Origin of the sequence: Mesorhizobium sp. M0751 (assembly GCF_040320265.1) — a bacterium.
In the GTDB taxonomy this organism is placed as follows: domain Bacteria; phylum Pseudomonadota; class Alphaproteobacteria; order Rhizobiales; family Rhizobiaceae; genus Mesorhizobium.
Genome location: NZ_JAMYPH010000024.1, coordinates 1 through 20,856, shown reverse-complemented (window position 1 = coordinate 20,856; position 20,856 = coordinate 1). Strand labels below are relative to the sequence as shown.

Sequence of the window (20,856 nt, the reverse complement as noted above, 5' to 3'; positions counted from 1 at the left end):
AGGCGATCATGGACGGATGCGACTTCTGATCGACTGATGATCCCGTCCGCCACCGGACGGTATTGCGACTTCCAAAAGCTATCCACGAGAGGCAAATTCAACTCGCTTGGCGAGCGGAACCTCGATTCAATAATGAAAGGGGAATTTTCATGCTTGGCAAAACTCTCATCGGCTGGCTCGCAGCCCTCGGCGTCGCAATCGCAACTCAGGCGATGGCTGAGGAAACCCTCAGGGTCGGCGTCACGCCAACCGGGGTGCCGTTCACGTTTGTCGATACCGCAACCCGAAAGCCGACTGGCGCGATGGTCGATCTGGCAAGCGCGATTGCCGCAAACCTTGGCACGACGGCCGACTTCCAGGTAAACGCTTTTCCAGCCCTGATCCCGGCATTGACGACCGACAAGATCAATCTGATTTCCGCCAGCATGTTCATAACCGACAAGCGCAAGCAGGTGATCAATTTCAGCACGCCGATTTACGCCTATGGCGAGGCGATGTTTGTTGCTGCCGGCGACAGCAAGAACTACACGATCGAAGAGCTGAGAGGTGAGACCGTCGGGGCGCAGATCGGCTCGACCTACGCCGATGCTCTGGAAGCGCTTGGCGTCTTCGGTCAAGTCAAGCTCTACGACTCAATCGCTGACATGATGCGTGATGTAGTCCTGGGCCGCATCAAGGCCGGCTTTGGTGACGCCCCGATCGTCGCTTATCAGCTTTCAAAAAACCCCGACCTGGGTGTTCGCCTCGTCGACGGCTATCGGCCGATGAAAAAAGGCGAAGTCGCGTTGGCGGTTGCCAAGGAAAATCCACTGCTTCTCGAAAAGGTGAATGCCTCCATCGCCAAGCTGAAGGAAAGCGGCGAATTAAGCCGAATTTTTTCCAAATATGGCCTCTGAAGCCATCCCCTCGAGCTCGAAACAAGCACCGGCTGGCAGGACCATAGGATCGCATCGCAATGACCGGCCCTGACGGCCGGGAACGTGCCAAGAGGAAGCCGGCCATGACCAATTTCATCGCGCACGCAAGGGAATATCTACCGCTTCTTCTTCAAGGCGTTTGGCTGACCGTCATGATAACCGTTCTTGCGCTGTGTCTGGCGACGGCGCTCGGCCTTGTATGGGCGCTGTTCAGGACATCGGGGATACGCTGTCTCGCCGTGCCGACGCAGCTGCTTGTCGACTTCGTGCGCGGCATACCACTGCTGGTGGTTCTCTTTTATATCTACTTTGTCGCGCCCGAGATCGGCATCAACCTGACCGCGCTCCAGGCCGGCACGATCGGGCTGGGCCTGGCTCACTCCTGCTATCTCGGGGAAACCTTCCGCGCGGGCATCGAGGCGGTCGACAAGGGTCAGGTCGAAGCGGCAAAATCGATCGGGATGAAGCGTCCGATGATGATGCGCCGCGTCGTGCTGCCGCAGGCGGTCAAGATCATCCTGCCGCCTTACGCCAACAACATGATCATGCTGCTGAAGGACTCCTCGCTTGTGTCGGTGATTTCGGTTCAGGAGTTGACCATGCAGGGTAAGATGCTTGCGTCGTCCACTTTCGACAACATGACAGTTTTTACCTTGGTGGCACTGCTTTACCTGTGCCTGACGGTTCCGCTGAACCTGCTTATGCGCAGAGTCGAGAGCTATCTTGGGGCGACGGGATGATCACCTTCGATGACGTGCACAAGTCCTTCGGCGCCCATGAAGTCCTCAAGGGAATCAACGCCGAGATCGCCAAGGGGCAGGTCGTATGTTTGATCGGGCCCTCGGGTTCCGGCAAATCGACGCTTCTACGATGTGTGAACGGACTTGAGACCTATCAGCGCGGTCGCATCAGCATCGACGGCACCGTGGTGGATGCCGCCTCGCCGCAGGTTCACGCCATCTGCACCCGTGTTTCCATGGTCTTCCAACGCTTCAACCTGTTTCCGCATCGCACAGCGCTGGAAAACGTCATGGAAGGGCCGCTCTACGTGCTGAAGGAAAACAGGAACCAGGTCCGCGAGCGGGCCATGGCATTGCTCAATCGCGTCGGGCTGGCCGACAAGACGAATGCCTATCCCGCGTCATTGTCGGGCGGCCAGCAGCAGCGCGTGGCCATCGCCCGCGCCCTGGCGATGCGCCCGCAGGCCATTCTTTTCGACGAGCCCACCTCAGCACTTGACCCGGAAACGGTCGGCGAAGTCCTGCAGGTCATGCGCGCGCTGGCAGACGAGAACATGACCATGCTCGTGGTTACGCACGAAATTCAGTTCGCGCGAGAGGTTTCCGACAGCATCCTCTTTCTCGACGGCGGCAGGATCGTCGAGCAAGGCCCGGCCAAGGAGCTCCTTCGAAGTCCGAAACACGAACGCACTAGGGATTTTCTTCACCGGGTCATGCACCCTGTCTGACTCCTGCCGATGTTGGTTTGTCGCCTAGTCTGGATTCGGTCCGGTCACTGCGTAGGGGACAGGCCGCCCAGCCCTGCGAGGACGGCGTTTAAAGTTCTGCGGTTCCAGGGGAATCTCGTCCAAGCCGTCTCTTCGGCCGGACGAATTTGGGTGAGAACAGTTGGTTCAAGAGGAATTGAGATTGGCCAATCCTTCAAACCGGCGAGCCAGTCCGGATTGTAGACTGTATCGGAATGACGATGCCCTTCATCTGGCATTATCACGACGGTGGAGGCTTCCGGATTTTGCCTGGCGAACCAGGCGCCGACCAAGGCTGCGGCGCCGCTGGTCGGCCCCATGAAGAGCCCGTGATCGCGAAACAGCCCATGCGCCATCGCGTAAGCCGGCAATGCGCCCACCCAATGAATATCGTCGATCATCTCATGACGAACATTGTCCGGCAAAACGCTGTTGCCGAGCCCGCGCAGCATGCGACGTCCGACAGGCTGGCCAAAGAGCATGCTTCTGTGGGTATCGACAGCAATCATCCTGAGATCAGGAAAGAGCTCACGAAGAAAGCCTCCGGTTCCACAGAGCGATCCCCCAGTGCCCACGCACCCGACGAGGCAATCGATACGGCCGAATGATCGAACAACGAGGTCTGCCAGGCGCGCGTAGGCAAGGCGGTTTTCCGGACTGTCGTATTGGCGAGGCCAATACGTGCCCGGACTATCTTGCAGGGTCTGGTGAAGATACTCGAGCCGACCGCGCTGATTGCCGTCTCCCTGAGGATCGTCGATGGCCGTGACTTTGGCACCAAGTTGTTCCAGACGCCGCCTGAGTTTCAGGTCGATGAGGCTGGAGGCCGTGACAAGTGTAAGCGCATAGCCACGAACAGCGGCCAGCATAGCGATGGCGAGGCCGAATGTGCCCGACGTCGTTTCGATGATGTGACCTTCCCGCCTGAGGCGCCCTGACGCTTCCGCCTGATCGACCATGAACCGGGCGGGGATCAGCTTCATGAGGGAAAAACAGGCGGCGTTGAGATTAGGTGCGAGTTGGGCAAATCGCGGCGTCTCATAGGCGCGTAAATAGTCTGGCGCCGCGCTCACTGGATTAGCCCCGTTTCGGCATTAAGGGCAAACATATGGACGCCTCGGAGGCCTGCGCCGCTCACCTGCCTTGCGATCTCAGCAGCGCGTGTGGCCGCCCTGGGCGCAGCGGCGTCCAGAAGGATGCCGATCAATGTGCCGCTGTGGGCCACCTGCACACCGCACGCGTCATGCGCCCGCGCTATTTCCAAAACGGTGTTGAAGGATGCCTTGGGAAGATGCCTCTGACTGATACTGGCGCTGATGGTTGCGACACGTCCAAGCAGGCGGGGATCTTGTTGCCGGATTGAGCGGTTCGCCAATCCCCGCAGAACCCGGAACAACCCGATTTCCTCACCATCATAGCGTGCCCGCGGCATGCTCAGCGTATCGATCGGCCGGGCACTGCCGTCCCTGAAACCTACCAAGAGAAGGGGCGGGAATTCGCTGCCGAAATGTTCGATCGTACGGCCTTCCCGGTGGGCGAAGAGGAGGGGTTGGTCGCCGTAGGCAATGGCGTCGCTTGCGCCTTCCGCGGCCACCGCCAGTCGCGCAATTGTTGACTGGCGCAGTGTGAGGCCCGCTGCAGCTGCCACCGCACGAATTGCAGCAATGACGTCTGCAGTCGAGGAGCCATAGCCATGCCCGATCATAATAGGGCTTTCGACCGTAAGTTCCCCACCTCCTTCAGCTACTCCGATATGCTCGAGCGTGAGCGCCGCCGCGCGTGCCGCTTTGGTCCGGTTTGCAGGCCGCGGTCGAATCCCAATTTGTTCATGCGGCCAGAAAGTCGCTAGCGACTCTTGAGAGGTGAGTGGCAGGGTTACGAGCCCGCGGCAAAGCCTTCCGTTTTCCCCTTCAAAGACGCCTTGGAGGAACTCCCCATGATGGGCGTGCGCTCGTCCGACTCCTACCGCCAGAGGCAGCCTGATAGTCTCCTTGTTGATGTTGCTCGAATTTGTCCCATCGCCGGATTTCGGCATCCCCGACTTTGTCACCACGTCACCTCCTCGCCTGGAATTGACAGATGATGCGTATGACTGATCCATGCTGTCACTCGCCAAATCTTGGTAGTGCCACTGGCAGGGCATCCATGCAAAGATGCGGACAAGATCGCCCCACCAATTCGTGCGTCAAATACTAGACTAGATACAGCAGCACGCGCAGAGCGCGGTTGGCCATGCGGACAACTGTTCCGAAACCAGTGCGCCATGCACCGTGTCTTCATTATTGTTCTTGTAAGGAGGGTTGGACTGCTCACCCTGTGTCAATACTGAGATTTGGCGATAGCCCGCAGCGGCCAAAAGCGCTCAAACGCGTCTTGTCGCCAACTTGACTTTGAGCAGAGATGCGGAGTTCCATCCAACTTGCGACCCTCAATTATGCACTTGTGGTCGCGGAAGAGGGCAGCTTTCTTCGCGCCTCGCGACGCACAGGGATCGATCACACCGCGCTCAGCCGGCGCATCCGCGATCTCGAATACGCGGTGGGTACCAGGATATTTCATCGCCATGCTCGCGGCGTCGGCCCAACCCCGGTCGGCGAGCGATTCCTGGAGCGTCTGCGCTCGGTGCTGCTTGAGCTCGACAACACGCTCACTCTGGCCAGGTCCGGCACCAAAGATGACCAAGAAAAACTTTCCATCGGCTCCAACGGGATCATCCTCGCCGGGCGAGCCTTGGATGCAATCATCGAGTTCGGGCAATCTCATCCCAATGTGACCGTCAGCTTGACAGAGAGTCCTTACCCTTCGCCCGAGGCTGCTCTGGGTACCACCCAGGTCGACGTGGTCGTGACCTCCTCCTCCCGGTTTACCGGCGGCGCGTTCGAATTGACGCTGTGGAAAGACACTCTGGCTGTCGTTGTTGCCTCAAATCATCCTCTCGCCAGCCGTTCCGTGATCGAGTGGCACGAGTTGTACCAGGAGACGTTGCTGGTGCGCAGGGGCGAAGCGTTTCAGCTCGCCGACGCTGTCGGACGCGCCGTGCAGCTTCCTCCAATCGTCGAACACCACGTCAGTGCGGGCATCCTTTTGCGCCTTGTCGGCAACGGGCTTGGAGTCGCTCTGATCCATGATCGAGATGCCGACAGTGTTCCTCATGATGCGGTCTGTCGCAAGCTGCGGCTCGGCGGCAAACCAATCCAGATCTCCAGTTTGGCCCGTTGGCGCCCCGACAACGCCAATCCTGCCCTGCCGACCTTCATCTCATTCCTGCGTGATCGGTATTCGTCCTGACAGTCATCCGACCCGAACAGTCACCCGGTTTCAGAGTGTGTTGGGTCTGGCGAACAAACTCTCTGTCTGTCGTCATAAATCAGCATCGGTGCAATCGGTTCGGCGCCAATCTCGACAAGGCGTGCTTTTAACGCCCCTTCCCCAGCTCGGCTTGAACTGCCGGGGTCGCACCTCTTCCTTGCAAAACTGGAACTGTACTCCATAATTGCAAGGATGATTGAACGCCGCGTCAGCACAGAACTCACTGAGATGCTGGACAGCATGCCCGCTGTGGCGCTACTCGGGCCGCGTCAGGCGGCAAGACAACCCTGGCGCTGGAAATAGCCGAACGGCGTCCTTCGATCTATCTCGACCTCGAATCGGATGCCGACCGCGCCCGGCTTGCCGAGCCGGAGCTTTACCTGGCCGAGCACCAGGACAAGCTGGTTATCCTGGACGAGGTCCACCGGCTACCGAACCTGTTCCAGAACCTGCGCGGGCTGATCGACCGCGGTCGGCGTGGCGGTCGCAAAGCCGGCCGCTTCCTGCTCTTAGGTTCGGCGTCGATCGATCTCATGAGGCAGTCCGGCGAGACCCTTGCCGGCCGCATTGCCTATCTCGAAATGCATCCGATCGACGGTCTCGAGGTCGGCGCTGCCGACCTTGGGCCGCTATGGGTACGCGGCGGCTTCCCCGACAGCTTTCTGGCCACCAGTGACCGCGCCAGCCAGCGATGGCGGCTGGATTTCATCCGCACCTATCTGGAACGCGACATTCCCCTCCTCGGTCCGCGCATCCCTGCCGAGACGTTGCGTCGCTTCTGGACCATGCTGGCGCACCGCCAAGCCAGCCTGCTCAACGCTGCCGAGTTCGCCCGCGCGCTCGGCGTCGACGCCAAGACAGTCGCATCCTATCTCAACCTCCTCGTTGATCTCCTGTTGGTTCGCCGGCTGGAGCCCTGGCATGCCAATGTTGGCAAGCGCTTGATTAAATCCCCGCGCGTCTACGTTCGCGACAGCGGCATCACCCATGCGCTGCTTGGTCTCGCCACGCAGGAAGACGTGCTTGGGCACCCAGTGGCCGGCGCCTCCTGGGAAGGCTTTGTGATCGAGACCCTCACCGCGGCCGCGCCCGCCGGTACGCTGAGCAATTTCTACCGAACGGCTGCGGGCGCGGAGATCGACCTGCTGCTCACGTTGCCGGGGCAACGCCTCTGGGCAATCGAAGTCAAGCGTAGCCTGACGCCGAAGGTGGAGAAGGGTTTTCATCAGGCATGCGAGGATCTTGCGCCGGTACGGCGCATCGTCGTCTTTCCCGGATCGGAGCGCTTTCCGCTCCAGCACGGCGTCGAAGCGGTGCCGCTGCAAGATCTAGGCCGGGCGCTGCTTGGCGAAGCATGATAGAATGGCCTTCGTATTCATCCCGTCAGAGCGGAGGCTCAATAGACCCCTCTCGTCCCACGCTCGAGGCGATGGTGAGGTCGACGGTTCATTTGTTGTCTGACGATGAGGCCACCTACATGTCGGTCAGCCTTTGTGTTCGTCTGGCCGGTTTCATAGACCATCCGATGCGCCCTTGATCGCCAGCGGACCACAATGCTGATCTTGAGCAGATGCGGGTTGCTCTCAGTGCGGACAACCGTCAGGCCGAGCAGACAACCCTCAGGCCAATCGCTGCCTTTGATTACCCTGACTTCGTGTCGGAACGCATTCGGCCGAATGCCCTGTCCGTTGCCATAAATCGTGCCAGCATCGGCGCGATCAGCTTTGCCGGGTCTGCGATTGCCTGGCCGTTTTGACGGCCAAGCACGTCGGCATAAGCGACAAGGTCGCGATGAACGGCGGCAGGCAGTTCGACCGTGATCTTGACCGGACGGTCATCGGGAATGGCGGAGAGTCTCAGCTTGGTCATGATGGATCCTTCGGCGTTCCGTAAGGCACAAGAACAAGGTCGCGATTGACAATCACGCGAACCGGGAAACCGGGCCGCACGGTGAGCGTCGGCTGGACGTTGAGCTGATTTCGCACGAGCTGCTGGCCAATATCGGAGGCGGAACCCTGCGCGCTTTCGCGGATGGCCTTGGCGATTTCGCTTTCATCGTCGCTGGACCCAAGCGATGTCCCAATGCCCAGCAATGTCGAGAGTGCAGCGGCACGAAACATCTGGCCCCAATGATGGTCAACCTCGTCTTCAAGTCCGGAAAATCCTTCAGCATCTGCGCCCTGCTGGCGCTCCAGAACGATTGAAGTGCCGTCAGGCATGATCAGCCGGTTCCAGACCAGCAGCACGCGCGACTGGCCGAAGGCGACGTGGCTGTCGTACTGGCCGATCAGCCTCGCACCCTGCGGGATCAGGAGATGGGATCCTGTCGGGCTGTCGTAGACATTTTCCGTAACCTGAGCGGTGATATCGCCAGGCAGGTCGGAGCGGATGCCGGTGATAAGGGCAGCCGGAATGACGGTGCCGGCTTGCACCACATAGGGCGAGGCCTTCTCGGCGAGCCGATCGGGGCTGACAGTGCGACGGTCTGGCTCGGCATTGACGAAGGCGAGCTTGCCATCCTGCATGTTTTGCGCGGCACCAGGATCGATCGGTGGCGTCCGGGGAGGCAGAGTCAGACCAGATTGGGTGTCCGGTTCCGTGACTCTGCTGCCAGCACCCTGTCGTACCGGACCAGCTCTCGTGCTCGTATCGGTGAAGAGCTTCGCCACGCGTGCGGCCTCGATCTCGGCAAGTCGGCGCTGCTCCCCCGGATCGGTGCGCGGTCCACTGACATTGGATGCCCCAACCGGCTGGCCGCGTTCCTGGGCACGCAAGATCGGCCGGCCCAAATCGCCAGGCAGTGCGGGGCCGAGTTGCGGAACACCGGCATAGTCCTTCGGCAGCTTCTGTAGCCCGTCGGCCGTTGAGCGGTTTTCGGTGGTGAAGAGCTCGGGCGGCTGTTCGGTCCCACGCTGTCTGGTGTCGAGCGCCCAAATCAACGTGCCGAGGATCGCAGCGCTGGCAACTCCACCAAGGCCTATCAGCACCTTGCGCGACAGTCGCGTGACGCTCGCCGGTTCGGGCCGCAGGCGCAGTTCCGCTCGAATGTCCTGGTTGGGTGCGTTTGCAGGGTCGCTCATCGCAAAAGCCTCGTGCTGGGCGAGGTACGTTTGCCGTCCGTGCGCACGATGCGGACGCGCTTCTCACTTGTTTTGTCGCCGAGCCTCAGTTCAGCGGCGGCAAACAGCCGATCCACGACATAGTAATTCTGGCGAGCACGGTAGTTGACCAGTTCCGAGCCGCCCGATGGGCCGATGACGAAGAGCGGCGGCATTTCGCCCTGCCCTATGCCTGACGGGAACTCGATATAGACTTTTGCACCGTCGTCGAAGGCGCGAAGCGGTCGCCAGGGTGCTGCGTCGCCTTCGATGCGGTAGCGGAAATTCAGCTTCTGGATGTCGACGCCGGACGCAACCGGCTGTGCGGCGGAAGCCTGCGCGTTCTGCCGCCGCAGCGCAATCAGCTGGTCCTGCGGATACTGCCAGGAGACCGAGGCCATGTAGGTCTTTTCGGTCGAGCGCAGCTCGAGATGATAGGTGCGGCGATCGCTGTTGATGACGAGATTGGTCTGGAGATCCGGCCGTGTCGGCTTCACAAGAATATGGACCTGTTGGCGCTCCCCTGCCCCGCTTTGTGTGTCGCCAATGATCCAGCGCACCGTGTCGCCGGCGGCCACAGGCCCGGAGCCGACAAGCTGCTCGCCGGGCTGCAAGGCGATGTCGGTGACCTGGCCGGGCGCGGCATAGATCTGGTAGAGCGCGCCCTCACTCCAGGGATAGAGCTGGATGGCATTGACGAACCCGTCGCGAACCGGCTGCATTCTTGCCGCCTCGTTCGCCTGGCTGATCCGCTGCTTCGGATCGGTCGGCTCCGGCTTTACTTTCGCGGCGTCGACCGGTTTCAACTGACCCGGCAGCGGAAGCGATTTCGGCACTTCCACCACCTTCACCGGACCAGGCAGGTCGACCTTGCGCACGGCCGGCACCGCATCGTCATAGGCGATCTGCGGCGGAATGTATTTCTTCGATGCACAGCCGGCGAGCGCCGTTGCCGACAGGAGTGCCAGGGCAAATATACGTGCCTTGGGCGCATTGCCCGTGGCCGGTCTCGCCGATCTTCTTGTACGTGCCGCACGCATCATGAAAGCTCCTTCGACCAGCTGATGGCGTTGACATAGACGCCGAGCGGATTGGCTTTCAGCCGGTCGGCGTTGCGGGGTTGTTGGATCACGATCGTGAGGATTGCGGTCCAGCGCTCGGTGCCGGCCAGGTTGCCGTTCTCGTAGCGGCGCTCGATCCAGGCGACGCGGAAGGAATCGGGCGAAGCACGGATGACGCTGGAAACCTCGATCGCGATCTGGAGTTTGCCCACTTTGGCAAAAGGGTCGTTCAAGCGAGCGTAATCATTGAGAGAAGTGGCGCCACGATCCGTGGTGTAATCGTAGGCGCGCAGCCAATTTTGACGGACGATAACGGGGTCGGCCGGAATGCTTCTGACCTGTTCGATGAAGCGGGCCAGATGCCAGGCGATCTGGGGGTCGGTCGGCCGATAGTCGGCGGCGGCCGGGGCGACAAGCTGCGCCTCACCAAACTTGTCGACCTGAACTACCCAGGGAACCACCGAACCGCGCGTCGATTGCCAGACCAATGCAGATGCAAAACCGCCGGCCAGGACGAGCGAGCCGAAAGCCATCAGCCGCCAATTCTTCGCCTGGACGCGAGCCGAGCCAATGCGCTCGTCCCAAATCTGGGCTGCACGCTGATATGGCGTCTCGGGCTGAGGCGTTTTGGCGTAACGAACGAAAGGGCGTCTAAAGGGGGTCATCGGCGGTCGTCCTGATCGAGGGAAACATTCATCGAGCCGCCGCCATCATCACTCGAGTGGACCGAATGGGCGGCGATGCTGGCGCCATGGCTCATGGCCTGGCTACGTTTCATGCGTTTTGCCCATGCCGGCGGAGAGTCGGTACTGGCCTCGGTGGTCGGCCAGTCACCGGAGGAAGCGGTGCCCGACGAGTGCTCTCCACTCGTCGCAGTCCAAGCCGCAAAGCGGCCGGCCTCATAGCTGTCGGACAGCGCCGACACAGCGCGCGACATGGCCTGCCTCACCGGTCGAACGGCAGCTCTGGCGCCAGCCCTGGCGACACCTGCCATGCCAGCGGCGACCGAGCCTGCACCGTCTCGTCCAGATGTCGCTGCGCCAAGCTCCCAGGCGCCCGAAGCGCTGCCGGCAAGATGCGCGCCGCCGCGTGCGGCTGCTGCCGACATACGCGCACCAGCATTGAGTGCGCCTGCTGCGCCGCTCAATCCGGCGCGAGCACCCATAGCGCCAGCCACGCCAAGGCCGCCAGCGACGAGGCTCGTGCCAACGGCGGCACCTGCGCCCAGTTGCGGGGCACCAGAAACCAGCCCCGTCGCAATGCCAGGACCGAAGACCGACAGCCCCATCAGCGACAGAGCGCCGAGCACAAGCGACAGCGCATCCGTGATTGTGGGCTGTTCGGCGCCGAAGCCTTGGGTGAACTCGCCGAACAGGCCCGAGCCGATGCCGACGATGACGGCAAGGACCAGTATCTTCACGCCGGAGGCAACGATGTTGCCAAGCACTTTTTCGGCAAGGAAGGCGGTCCGGTTGAACAGCGCAAAGGGGATCAGCACAAACCCGGCCAGCGTCGTCAGCTTGAATTCGACCAGCGTGACGAAGATCTGGACGGCCAGAAGAAAGAACGCGATCAATACGATCGCCCAGGCGATCATTAGCACTACGATCTGGACGAAATTCTCGAAGAACGAGACGTAGCCCATCAGCTGGCTTGCGGCCTCGAGGATCGGATTGCCGGCATCGATGCCGACTTGCGCGACGCGGCCCGGCTGCAGCAATGCCGAGCCTGAAAGTGCCGAACCTCCAGCCTTCAGGCCGAGCCCGGAAAAGCTCTCGAAGACGATGCCGGCCAGACGATTGAAGTTGCCGATGATGAAGGCGAAGAAGCCGATATAGAGCGTCTTCTTCACGAGGCGGTGCAGCACGTCCTCGTCAGCACCCCAGGCCCAGAACAGCCCGGCAATCGTAACGTCGATGACGATCAGCGTGGAGGTCAGGAATGCCACCTCGCCGCCGAGCAGGCCAAATCCGGAATCGATGTAGCGTGTGAAAGTCTCGAGGAAGCGGTCAATGACGCCGGTGTCGTTCATGGCGCCACCATTTCCGGATCGAGCCGGTCTTCCGCGCGAGGCGGTTGGAGCGGCGGCAGGCGACCTGGGTCCTTTTCGATCGTCGGAGCCGCGTTTGGCGCTACGGGACGAGATGGCCGCAAAAAGCGTCGGCGGCCTTCAGCCCAGGCTTTCCTGCAGGCTTCGTCACCAATCGCCGCCATTCCGATGTCCCGGCATCGGGCAAGTTCAACGCTTGCCGGCTCGCCGCCCGGATGTGCCGAACGCGGGGAGGACGCGTCCTGCGAGCCGTCGCCGCGCAGCGCCATGAAGGCGGCGGTCATGGCGGCGCCAAGGGCGAGAACGGATGTCATCCGGGCGGCGATCTTGAGATCCATGCCTCTTCGCCTCAGTCGTGGAACATTTTTACGGATGAAGCGCTGTAGCTGCTGCCCGTCATGAAACGACTGAACTGTTCCCGCGCCTGCTCCTGCGCGGCAGCCCTCCTCGCCTGCTCAAGGGCCTCGGCCCTTCCTTGTGCCGCCAGCATCGCGGTGAGATCAGCAACTTGCTTGGCCTGGACGGCGAGGAGCTGGTTGCCGGCCTGCGTCGCCTGCAGCACGCCGACAGCCGACTGGCTGGCGCTGACCAGAGCACCCGTTTGCTCCTGTGTCCCTGCGATGTTGTCGACTGCGACGGCGCCCGTTTTCAGTGAATGCTCGAAGGCAGACACCGAGGTCTGCCACCGCTGATGCGCCCCCTCGACAAGCTGCTGGCTGGAGAGATCCGAACCGAAATTCGCGTAAGTGGAGGCAAACTGGCTCTCGATATCCTGGACGCTATAGGCCAGCTTCTCGGCCTCGCCGAGTAAGCTCTTCATCTGGGAAAAATTACCCTCGATCTGGCCAAGCAGCGAGGTCGGCAGCGAAGTGAGATTCTTCGCCTGGTTGATCAGCATCTGCGCTTCGTTTTGCAGGGAGGTGATCTGGTTTTGGATCTGCTCCAGGGCGCGCGATGCCGAAAGTAGGTTCTCAGCATAGTTCCTGGGATCGAACACGATCAGCGCCGATGCTGGTGCCGATGACAGCGCCGTGGCGACCGCGATGGCGCCGGCTGCCGCCATGCGACCAATATGGCTGCGTGCAAGAATGGAATTCATGACGAAATCTCCTCGGTGGACTGGTCGATCATGTTGGTGAGACCTGGGATGAGGTCGGCCGCCCAGGAGAGGCCGCGATCCGCTAGCCAGGCCTCGAGGAAATGGTCTCGGCCGGCCTCGGCGATTATCCGATCGATCGCGGCCTGGTCCGATTTGGACGATGTGGCGCAGAGCGCCAGCGCGACCGTACCGAGCCCCAGTTCGAACAGACGGTTGCCGCGGCGGCTTTGACAGTAATAGTCGCGCTTCGGTATCGCCCGGGCGATGATCTCGATCTGGCGATCGTTGAGCCCAAAGCGTCGATAGATCTCGGTGATCTGCGGCTCGATGGCGCGCTCGTTTGGCAAGAACAGCCGCGTCGGGCAGCTTTCGACTATTGCCGGCGCGATTGGCGATCCGTCGATGTCGGAAAGCGACTGCGTGGCGAAGACCACGCTGGCGTTCTTCTTTCTCAGCGTCTTCAGCCATTCGCGCAGCTGGTCGGCGAAACCGCCATCGTCGAGCGCCAGCCAGCCCTCGTCGATGAGCAGCAGTGTTGGCCGGCCGTCCATCCTCTGCTCGATGCGGTGGAACAGATAGGCAAGCACCGCGGGAGCAGCACCTGTGCCGATCAGGCCCTCGGTTTCGAACGCCTGGACGGGGGCCTCGCCGAGACGCTCATGCTCGGCATCAAGCAGCCGGCCATAAGCACCGCCGATACAGTAGGGACCAAGCGCCTGTTTCAGCGGCGACGACTGCAGCAGCACGGACAGGCCAGTCAGCGTCCTCTCCTGGACTGGCGCAGAAGCCAGCGATGTCAGTGCCGACCACAGATGTTCCTTGACCTGCGGCGCGATGGTCACGCCCTCGCGCAGCAGAATGTCGACAAGCCAGTCGGCCGCCCAGGCCCGCTCTGGCGCATGATGGATGCGGGCAAGCGGCTGTAGCGACACAGTGTCAACGTCGTTCGACAGATCGGTCAAAGTGAGCAAGGGCAATGGATCGTCAGACCCCTGCCCGCTTGCGGTATTGCTTCCGAGATTGTGCCAGTCACCATTCATGGCGAGCATGGCCGCGCGGATTGAGCCACCGAAATCGAAGGCAAAGACCTGGTTGTTTTTGTAACGCCGGAACTGAAGCGCGATCATCGCCAACAGGACCGACTTGCCGGCGCCCGTTGGGCCGACCACGAGGGTGTGGCCGACGTCTCCAACATGCAGGCTGAACCGGAACGGCGTGGCACCTTCCGTTCTGGCGAAGAACAGCGGCGGAGCGCCAAAATGGTCGTCCTCGATCGGACCTGCCCAGACCGCGGACAGTGGAATCATGTGCGCGAGGTTGAGCGTCGAAAGCGGGGGCTGGCGAATATTGGCATAGACGTGGCCAGGGATGCCGCCCAGCCAAGCTTCGACAGCGTTGACGCCTTCGGCGATGCAGGTGAAGTCCCTGCCCTGAACGATCTTTTCAACCTGACGCAGCTTTTCGTCGGCAATCGAGGGGTCGGCATCCCAGACAGTCACGGTGGCGGTGACATAGGCTTCGCCGATCTGATCTGAGCCCAGATCCTGGAGCGCCGCGTCGGCGTCGGCCGCCTTGTTGGCGGCATCCGTATCGACGAGGACGGACGCCTCGTTGGTCATCACCTCCTTGAGGATCGCGGCGACGGATTTCCGTTTCGCGAACCACTGACGGCGTATCTTCGTCACCAACTTGGTTGCGTCGGTCTTGTCGAGCATGATCGCCCGCGTCGACCAGCGGTAGGGGAAGGCAAGGCGATTAAGGTCGTCGAGAATCCCCGGGAAGGTCATCGTCGGGAACCCGGTGATGGTGAGTGTGCGCAAATGCGCATCGGCAAGCCTCGGCTCTAACCCGCCGGCCAACGGCTGATCGACAAGCAGGCTATCGAGATGCATCGGCGTTTCTGGCACACGAACGCGATGCCGCTTGGTCGAAATGGTTGAGTGCAGGTAACTCAGCGTCTCTTCATCGTCGAGCCAGTCAGCTTCGGGAACGAAGCCCTCGATGAGGTTGAGCACGCGGTCGGTGCGATCGACAAAACTTTTCAGGAGCTCCCACGGATCGACACCGGTCTTTTCCCGGCCTTCGTAGAGCCAGCTCTCCATTCGCGACGCTTCCTCGGCCGGAGGCAGCCACACGAAGGTGAGGAAGTAGCTGCTTTCAAACAGCACACCGGAGTCTTCGAACTGTTCGCGACGCTCGATGTCGAAAAGTGCGGATGCGCAATCCGGGAAACGGCTCTCCGGGTAGCCGCTGGCGGGATTGCGCTGCGCTTCGACAAAAATTGCCCAGCCGGAGCCGAGCCGGCGCAGCGCGCCGTTGAGCCGCGCGGTTGTGCCGACGAGCTCCGCCGGCGTCGCGGAGTCCAGATCCGGCCCGCGAAAACGCGCCGTTCTTTGAAAACTGCCGTCCTTGTTAAGCACCACGCCCGGCGCCACCAGGGCGGCCCAAGGCAGATAGTCGGGGAGGCTGGCACTCTTCTTTCGGTATTCCGCGAGGTTCATCATGGCGAAAACCTCAACATCCGAAATGCGCGGGGTAGCGCAGGTGCCGGCGAACCACATCGACGAATTGCGCATCGCGCTTTGCCGCCCAGACGGCCATGAGATGCCCGGCGGCCCAGATGACAAGCCCGGCGACCCACAAACGAAGTCCCAATCCGACCGCGCCGGCGAGCGTGCCGTTGGCAATCGCGACTGCACGCGGCGCGCCGCCGAGCAGGATCGGTTCGGTGAGTGCGCGATGAACCGGCGCGAAAAAGCCACGGACTTCCTCCTCCATCAGATCAGCGCTCCGCCGCCGAAGGAGAAAAACGACAGGAAGAACGAACTTGCCGCGAAAGCGATCGACAGCCCGAAGACGATCTGGATCAGCCGGCGAAATCCGCCTGACGTGTCACCGAAGGCGAGCGACAAGCCGGTGATGATGATGATGATTACCGCCACAATCTTGGCAACTGGCCCCTCAATCGATTCGAGAATTTGCTGAAGGGGCTCCTCCCAGGGCATGGAGGAACCGGCAGCATGGGCGGGCGCAATCGTCATGATCGCGGCGGTCGCCGCATACGAAAGCTCGACGGCAAGTTTGCGGATAGCCAATGAATTGAAGCGGATCGGGGTCATTCTGAAGCTCCAAAGGGCGGGTGGTGATTCACGGTCAGTGTGGTCTCGAGATTTGCTTCCAAGGTGCGGTAGTCGCCGGTGGTCGGATCGAGCCCGTCGACCAGGGCGATCTCGACGAGCCGGCGCGCTGAGCCGCGGCCAGCGAGAACTGCGATGAGATCTATGGTTTCGCCAATAAGTGCGCGCGGAACCGTAACGACGGCCTCCTGCACCAGCTGCTCCAGTCGCCGCAGTGCGCCAAGGGCAGAATTGGCGTGGATGGTGCCGATGCCACCGGGATGGCCGGTGCCCCAGGCCTTCAGCAAATCGAGCGCTTCGGCGCCCCGTACCTCGCCGATCGGGATGCGGTCGGGCCGAAGCCGCAATGATGACTTCACTAGATCGGACAGCGAGGCGACACCGTCCTTGGTGCGCAGCGCTACAAGATTGGGCGCAGCACACTGCAGCTCACGCGTATCCTCGATCAGCACGACGCGCTCGGCGGTTTTAGCCACCTCCGCCAAAAGCGCGTTGACCAGCGTGGTCTTGCCCGTCGATGTGCCGCCGGCCACCAGCACGTTCTTCCGTGTCTCCACGGCAAGCTGCAGGAAGTCAGCCTGGCCTTCGGTCATGATGCCGGCAGCGACATAGTCCTGAAGCGTAAACACCGCGACTGCCGGCTTGCGGATGGCGAAGGTTGGCGCCGTGACAACAGGCGGCAACAGGCCCTCGAACCGTTCGCCGGTCCCGGGCAGTTCCGCCGAAACACGCGGCGAGCCCGAATGCACCTCGGCACCGACATGGTGCGCGACCAGCCTGACGATCCGTTCGCCGTCGGCCGCGATCAGTATTTCATTGCTTGCAACGAGCCCTTCCCTGAGACGATCAACCCACAGGCGACCGTCGGGATTGAGCATCACCTCGACAATGGCTGGATCATCAAGGAAGCGTGCGATGGCCGGGCCGAGGGCGGTGCGCAGCATGCGCGCGCCGCGCGATGCCGCTCCCTTGTTGGTCTGATAGTTGGTCGCCATGCCGGTCCCCGTTTCTCACCACGAACTGGTTCGTGGCGCGGTCGGGGATCATTAGAAAAGGCAGGAACGCCGGCCTTGCAACAAGCAAAACCGGCGATCGTGGCGTGACGTGCAGAGACTTGCGAAATGCGGTGCCGCGGCCGCGATAGCTCAGCAACCCGGTGCCCGACTGGCCATCGCCGCTCCAGCAGAACAGCCGGCTATATCTAGTCCGCAAGCGGAACCCGCTTAGGAAATCATTTTGGCATCGAGGTTTCCAAGGATCGGCTCGGCGTGCATGTTTTGCCGTCCGGTGAGACGTTCTCGGTGGAGAATGACCACGCCGGGGTGGAGGTTTGGCGGCTGGCAGCCCTTTCATCGGCCGTTGTCGGATTGGAGTCGACAGGCAGCTTCGAGAGACTGGCGGTCGCCACCTTGGCAGGCGCCTGCCTGGCGATTGTCGTGGTCAATCCGGCGCATGGGTAGGCGAGGCTTGCAGGTATGTTGAAGAGCCTAGAGAACTATGGTGGAAATTGCCAGAAAGGTAGATTTTTGGAGTTTCTCATGTCCCTGAACATCAAAAATCCGGCTACGGTGGCTCTCGCTGATGAACTCGCGCGCCGCCAGGGTATCAGCAAGACAGCAGCCATCCATCAGGCCCTTAGCGAGCGCCTGCATCGCTTGGGCTTTGGAGGGACCGCTCAGGAGCGTCTGCTGGCAGAATTGCGCGCCATCCGAGAAAGAGTGGCACGATTGCCTGAACTGGATAGTCGCAGCGACGAGGAGATCATCGGGTATGACGAGCATGGAATCCCCAACTGATGGTGATCGATACCTCAGCTGTTGTAGCGATCCTTCGGAGCTCCAGCTTGGGCCCTGTAACAGCGTTCAATTAGTTTCGATTCTGGCAGCTAGGCCTGCATCAACGGGTGTCACGCCAATTGGTCCCAAAGTAGAACAAGCTGGCGTCTCTCGTCCCTCCGGTCTGGCGCTGCTGGGCCGCCTCTTCGATCGGTTGGAGGTTGAGGGCCAATCCAGCCGGGCCAACATGTAGCTCGGACATTCACCGCCGCGACGCTGGTTGCGCGAACAAATGATGGGCCTCGTCGAAAACGGCCCTTGGTAGGACCCGAAGCTCGCTTGCTTCGTAGGCGAGATGCTCGAGATACTGCGTCGTCAGTCGGGCAACCACTTGCGCTTGGCCTAGGTCGCGACGGCGCTTGATTGGCTCGCGATCAGCTCGTTTTGAGACCCAGAATTGGTGAACGGCAAAAATACGCGGATCGGGAACCACGAGCCGTAACGGTCCGCCTTTTTCATCGATGGCGATTGCTTCGAAAGCAGGGGCATTTTCCAACCATGCCAAGTCGGCGATCTCGGCGGCCACCAATTCGTCGTTTGCCTTTCCGATACTTTCCCGGCTCGGCTTCCACGCCGGGTTTGCGTGCGGTCTGATCGGATCGACGAGGTATCCGTCGCGGTTCACCGCGCGGGGAACGTGGCGGACGAACGCTCGAAAGACCGATCGACCTTGCGCAAAAGGTTGATGAGCGCTCCATCTTCGACGTTGACGCCAGACATGATCCTGAGGGATTGGCGCGAGTCCATGAGGAGATCGATATCTTGCGTCGATGTGATTCCGGGCTCCACGAACACTCCGGCCGCCGCCTCATAGGCGTAGATCGCATTCGTGCCAGCAATACGAATGCCTTCCCCGAGAAGACCGGCGTTATCGATTGCCCTGATAATTCTTGCGGCGATCAGGGGAACACGCCCAAGCCGGAGCGCGCGATTGACAGCAGATTGGCGCTCCATCTTCTCCTGTCGCGCAGAGAGCGTTTCTTGGGCGGACGCGCGAGCTGCTTCCCAATTCGCCTTGACAGCTTCGCTCGCCGGCGAGCGCCGACCCTCTGCCTTTTGGTGTCGTACGCCAGCGGCGTCGTAGTAGCTTCGCATCAAATGGTCGATGCCGTTCACGGTGTGCCAAACGAGGGATCCCCGAAAGCTCTTCGCCTTCCTTTGGGCCTCTTTGAGCGCAATGAAGCGTTGGACGGAATTGACTTTTTCCCGGCGCTGATCGTTATTTAATTCAACAAAATCAGTCAATTCAACAGTTGCCACACGTTCAACTCCGATCTGTTGCAAGACACAATAAGGCGGCGGAGCGGCCGATTGCAACAGCTCTCACATGATTCCATTGTGACTGTTGAAGTAGCTGCATTAATTAAACAATATGACGACGAAGCAGCTTGTCTACGTCAGCGCAAGTGAAGCAAAAGCGCCGCTCGAACGCGGCCTTCTCTGGTATTCGATCCGCAGACCAATCGGTGCAAACGGTCTGAGAAGGCCCACCAATGTGGCGGAACAAATCATGATCATTTCTCATTGTGGTAATCATCAAGGGAGATTGAGCATGGGCGACCGGCACAACCCAAAAATCGAGACTCCGGCAAATGTCGAAAAGGACCCGCAAGATTGGATCAGCGGAGATGACCCAATGACTCCCGCACAAGCCTCGTATTTGAAAACTCTGGCCGAACAGGCCGACGACCCTGACGCCTATGCTGACGGCCTCAGCAAGGCGGAAGCTTCTAAACGCATTGATGCACTCCGGGAGAAGTTAGGCCTGTAGCGTCCGCTCGTGGCGTTTCGTATCCAGCGAGGGACAGCGCGGGTCGAATTGGGAGAGTTTTGCTGCCGTTGTGACCCGCGCAATTAATTTTCTGAATTCAGCGCGCTGCTGCTCGCGTCGCGATCGAGACCACGAACGCCGGATGGGAGCGGCTTTTAGGGTGCAGCAGCCCGGCATCCGCCTAAGCTCACCAGGACCTCGCGCCCGCCAGTCTAATCCTGCTGTCGAAACAGATCAGGACGTCCCGATCAGCGCGACGGTCAGCAGAGACACAAAAAGGACATTGCAGCGCCCCAGAAGAGAACTTTTTCGGTGCCGCGTTGCTCTTCCTCCCGAGATATGTCTTTCGCCATTGCATGCATCCTTTGCGAAGGTGGCGACTGAGCAACGTGCCGTGCCAAGCCTGGGTTCCCGGTAAACGCACTGTGAGAAAGCTCTCGGAATGAAACTCCAACCGTCGGTTGGTGGACGCATTGCACCTGATGCATCTAAAGTTCCCGTGATCCGCGAGCACAGGGCATGCCCGACCCCGAGCCCCCGCCCGGTGCAACCGCGCTTGATCGGCCCCGCCGCATCAAACTGTGCGGCGGGCTTTTTTTATTCACGCGATGGAACACCGGCGCGCAGGGAAAGTTCTGTCCCGGCAGCAAACTCTTTCCCTCATATTTTTGCTGCCAGGTCGGATATCTCCGATCGGCCCGCGTCGTTCTTATCCTCCGGCGACGCGGGCTGGCCGTGCTTGCTATCGGTCGAGGGCCCACAGAACAAACGAAAGCACGATGCTGATCAGAATCCCGGTGCCGATCGGAGCATAAAACGTGAAGTTCTCACGTTGGAGCTTGCGCCGGTCCTGGTCAACGGTCGCGGCATATGTGAGGCGGGAGCGCCATTCTTTTTATCGAGCCGGTGAAACATTTCTCATGGATTGCAGTTCTTGGATCCAGAGGAGTTGAATAAGGGCAACCTATTGCACGCGAGGAGCACGGACGGCACAACTATAAATACGCTCTGTATAGAATACTTCGCAACCGGAAGCTCTCGCTCGTCTTGGTTGCCGCCGAAGCTTGTTTGAAAGACGGCGGTCGCCGCCGAA

21 protein-coding genes and 2 pseudogenes are annotated in these 20,856 nt (G+C 60.9%); 8 read left to right on the top strand and 15 right to left on the bottom strand.

From position 1 onward, the window contains the following. Positions 1 to 149 precede the first annotated feature (149 nt). The 3 genes from NKI19_RS27755 (at position 150) to NKI19_RS27745 (ending at position 2,385) form a co-directional block, all read left to right on the top strand. Positions 150 to 896, top strand: a complete 747-nt coding sequence (locus NKI19_RS27755) for a substrate-binding periplasmic protein (protein WP_352566552.1) — start codon at positions 150 to 152, stop codon at positions 894 to 896. Between the two features lie 104 nt (positions 897 to 1,000). Then, on the top strand, positions 1,001 to 1,657 hold the full coding sequence (locus NKI19_RS27750) for an amino acid ABC transporter permease (protein ID WP_352492902.1): 657 nt from the start codon (positions 1,001 to 1,003) through the stop codon (positions 1,655 to 1,657). Further along, a complete protein-coding gene (locus NKI19_RS27745; RefSeq protein WP_352566550.1) occupies positions 1,654 to 2,385 on the top strand; it encodes an amino acid ABC transporter ATP-binding protein in 732 nt (243 codons plus the stop codon). Before NKI19_RS27750 ends, NKI19_RS27745 begins: the two co-directional genes overlap by 4 nt. Positions 2,386 to 2,429: 44 nt before the next feature. Here the strand turns inward: NKI19_RS27745 and NKI19_RS27740 are convergent, their stop codons facing one another. Together NKI19_RS27740 and NKI19_RS27735 are read right to left on the bottom strand one after the other, a co-directional pair. Beyond that, positions 2,430 to 3,476, bottom strand: coding sequence for a PLP-dependent cysteine synthase family protein (locus tag NKI19_RS27740; protein WP_352492904.1), 1,047 nt, complete (start codon positions 3,474 to 3,476; stop codon positions 2,430 to 2,432). Then, positions 3,473 to 4,438 carry a GHMP family kinase ATP-binding protein gene (locus NKI19_RS27735; RefSeq protein WP_352566620.1) on the bottom strand — a complete coding sequence of 322 codons (966 nt, stop codon included), beginning with the start codon at positions 4,436 to 4,438 and terminating at the stop codon, positions 3,473 to 3,475. Before NKI19_RS27735 ends, NKI19_RS27740 begins: the two co-directional genes overlap by 4 nt. A gap of 365 nt (positions 4,439 to 4,803) precedes the next feature. Between NKI19_RS27735 and NKI19_RS27730 the strand changes: the two genes are divergently transcribed. Next, positions 4,804 to 5,691, top strand: a complete 888-nt coding sequence (locus tag NKI19_RS27730; RefSeq protein WP_352566548.1) for a LysR family transcriptional regulator — start codon at positions 4,804 to 4,806, stop codon at positions 5,689 to 5,691. A 308-nt stretch (positions 5,692 to 5,999) separates the two neighbouring features. After that, entirely contained in the window at positions 6,000 to 7,070 is a 1,071-nt protein-coding gene (locus tag NKI19_RS27725; RefSeq protein WP_502899346.1) for an ATP-binding protein, read from the top strand. Positions 7,071 to 7,353: 283 nt separating this feature from the next. On the opposite strand, the gene NKI19_RS27720 is transcribed toward NKI19_RS27725, so the two are convergent. The 11 genes from NKI19_RS27720 to trbB all read right to left on the bottom strand — a co-directional run bounded on the left by NKI19_RS27720 (position 7,354) and on the right by trbB (position 17,152). After that, positions 7,354 to 7,581, bottom strand: coding sequence for a DUF2274 domain-containing protein (locus NKI19_RS27720; protein ID WP_352492907.1), 228 nt, complete (start codon positions 7,579 to 7,581; stop codon positions 7,354 to 7,356). Next, entirely contained in the window at positions 7,578 to 8,792 is a 1,215-nt protein-coding gene (locus NKI19_RS27715; protein WP_352566546.1) for a TraB/TrbI/VirB10 family type IV secretion system protein, read from the bottom strand. Before NKI19_RS27715 ends, NKI19_RS27720 begins: the two co-directional genes overlap by 4 nt. After that, the gene (gene trbG / locus NKI19_RS27710; protein WP_352492909.1) at positions 8,789 to 9,853 is read right to left on the bottom strand and encodes a P-type conjugative transfer protein TrbG; all 1,065 of its coding nucleotides are present in this window, start codon (positions 9,851 to 9,853) and stop codon (positions 8,789 to 8,791) included. Before trbG ends, NKI19_RS27715 begins: the two co-directional genes overlap by 4 nt. Continuing rightward, positions 9,850 to 10,536 carry a conjugal transfer protein TrbF gene (trbF, locus tag NKI19_RS27705; RefSeq protein ID WP_352492910.1) on the bottom strand — a complete coding sequence of 229 codons (687 nt, stop codon included), beginning with the start codon at positions 10,534 to 10,536 and terminating at the stop codon, positions 9,850 to 9,852. The genes trbG and trbF overlap by 4 nt, the downstream gene beginning before the upstream one ends. Further along, positions 10,533 to 11,903 (bottom strand): P-type conjugative transfer protein TrbL, encoded by a 1,371-nt coding sequence (gene trbL / locus NKI19_RS27700; protein ID WP_352492911.1) that lies wholly within the window; start codon positions 11,901 to 11,903, stop codon positions 10,533 to 10,535. The genes trbF and trbL overlap by 4 nt, the downstream gene beginning before the upstream one ends. After that, positions 11,900 to 12,259, bottom strand: a complete 360-nt coding sequence (trbK-alt, locus tag NKI19_RS27695) for a putative entry exclusion protein TrbK-alt (RefSeq protein WP_352492912.1) — start codon at positions 12,257 to 12,259, stop codon at positions 11,900 to 11,902. Before trbK-alt ends, trbL begins: the two co-directional genes overlap by 4 nt. Positions 12,260 to 12,270: 11 nt before the next feature. Next, on the bottom strand, positions 12,271 to 12,984 hold the full coding sequence (gene trbJ, locus NKI19_RS27690) for a P-type conjugative transfer protein TrbJ (RefSeq protein WP_352492913.1): 714 nt from the start codon (positions 12,982 to 12,984) through the stop codon (positions 12,271 to 12,273). Between the two features lie 32 nt (positions 12,985 to 13,016). Next, complete coding sequence (gene trbE / locus NKI19_RS27685) at positions 13,017 to 15,524, bottom strand: conjugal transfer protein TrbE (RefSeq protein ID WP_352492914.1); 2,508 nt, start codon at positions 15,522 to 15,524, stop codon at positions 13,017 to 13,019. Positions 15,525 to 15,534: 10 nt separating this feature from the next. Then, positions 15,535 to 15,798 (bottom strand): VirB3 family type IV secretion system protein, encoded by a 264-nt coding sequence (locus NKI19_RS27680; RefSeq protein ID WP_352492915.1) that lies wholly within the window; start codon positions 15,796 to 15,798, stop codon positions 15,535 to 15,537. Next, positions 15,798 to 16,061: a TrbC/VirB2 family type IV secretion system protein gene (locus NKI19_RS27675; RefSeq protein WP_352492921.1), complete on the bottom strand. Its 264-nt coding sequence runs from the start codon at positions 16,059 to 16,061 to the stop codon at positions 15,798 to 15,800. Before NKI19_RS27675 ends, NKI19_RS27680 begins: the two co-directional genes overlap by 1 nt. Positions 16,062 to 16,135: 74 nt before the next feature. Beyond that, the gene (gene trbB / locus NKI19_RS27670) at positions 16,136 to 17,152 is read right to left on the bottom strand and encodes a P-type conjugative transfer ATPase TrbB (RefSeq protein ID WP_352492916.1); all 1,017 of its coding nucleotides are present in this window, start codon (positions 17,150 to 17,152) and stop codon (positions 16,136 to 16,138) included. Positions 17,153 to 17,425: 273 nt separating this feature from the next. Between trbB and NKI19_RS27665 the strand changes: the two genes are divergently transcribed. After that, positions 17,426 to 17,617, top strand: coding sequence for a hypothetical protein (locus NKI19_RS27665; RefSeq protein WP_352492917.1), 192 nt, complete (start codon positions 17,426 to 17,428; stop codon positions 17,615 to 17,617). Between the two features lie 78 nt (positions 17,618 to 17,695). Then, a complete protein-coding gene (locus NKI19_RS27660) occupies positions 17,696 to 17,953 on the top strand; it encodes a type II toxin-antitoxin system VapB family antitoxin (RefSeq protein ID WP_352492918.1) in 258 nt (85 codons plus the stop codon). Between the two features lie 241 nt (positions 17,954 to 18,194). On the opposite strand, the pseudogene NKI19_RS27655 reads toward NKI19_RS27660, so the two are convergent. Further along, a pseudogene (locus NKI19_RS27655) lies at positions 18,195 to 18,946 on the bottom strand (nucleotidyltransferase family protein). Positions 18,947 to 19,364: 418 nt separating this feature from the next. Here NKI19_RS27655 and NKI19_RS32925 point away from each other — a divergent pair. After that, complete coding sequence (locus tag NKI19_RS32925; protein ID WP_502899345.1) at positions 19,365 to 19,763, top strand: DUF3072 domain-containing protein; 399 nt, start codon at positions 19,365 to 19,367, stop codon at positions 19,761 to 19,763. A gap of 742 nt (positions 19,764 to 20,505) precedes the next feature. Here NKI19_RS32925 and NKI19_RS27645 read toward each other — a convergent pair. Further along, positions 20,506 to 20,589, bottom strand: a pseudogene (locus NKI19_RS27645) (DUF2905 family protein); the annotation flags it as partial. Positions 20,590 to 20,856: the final 267 nt, after the last annotated feature.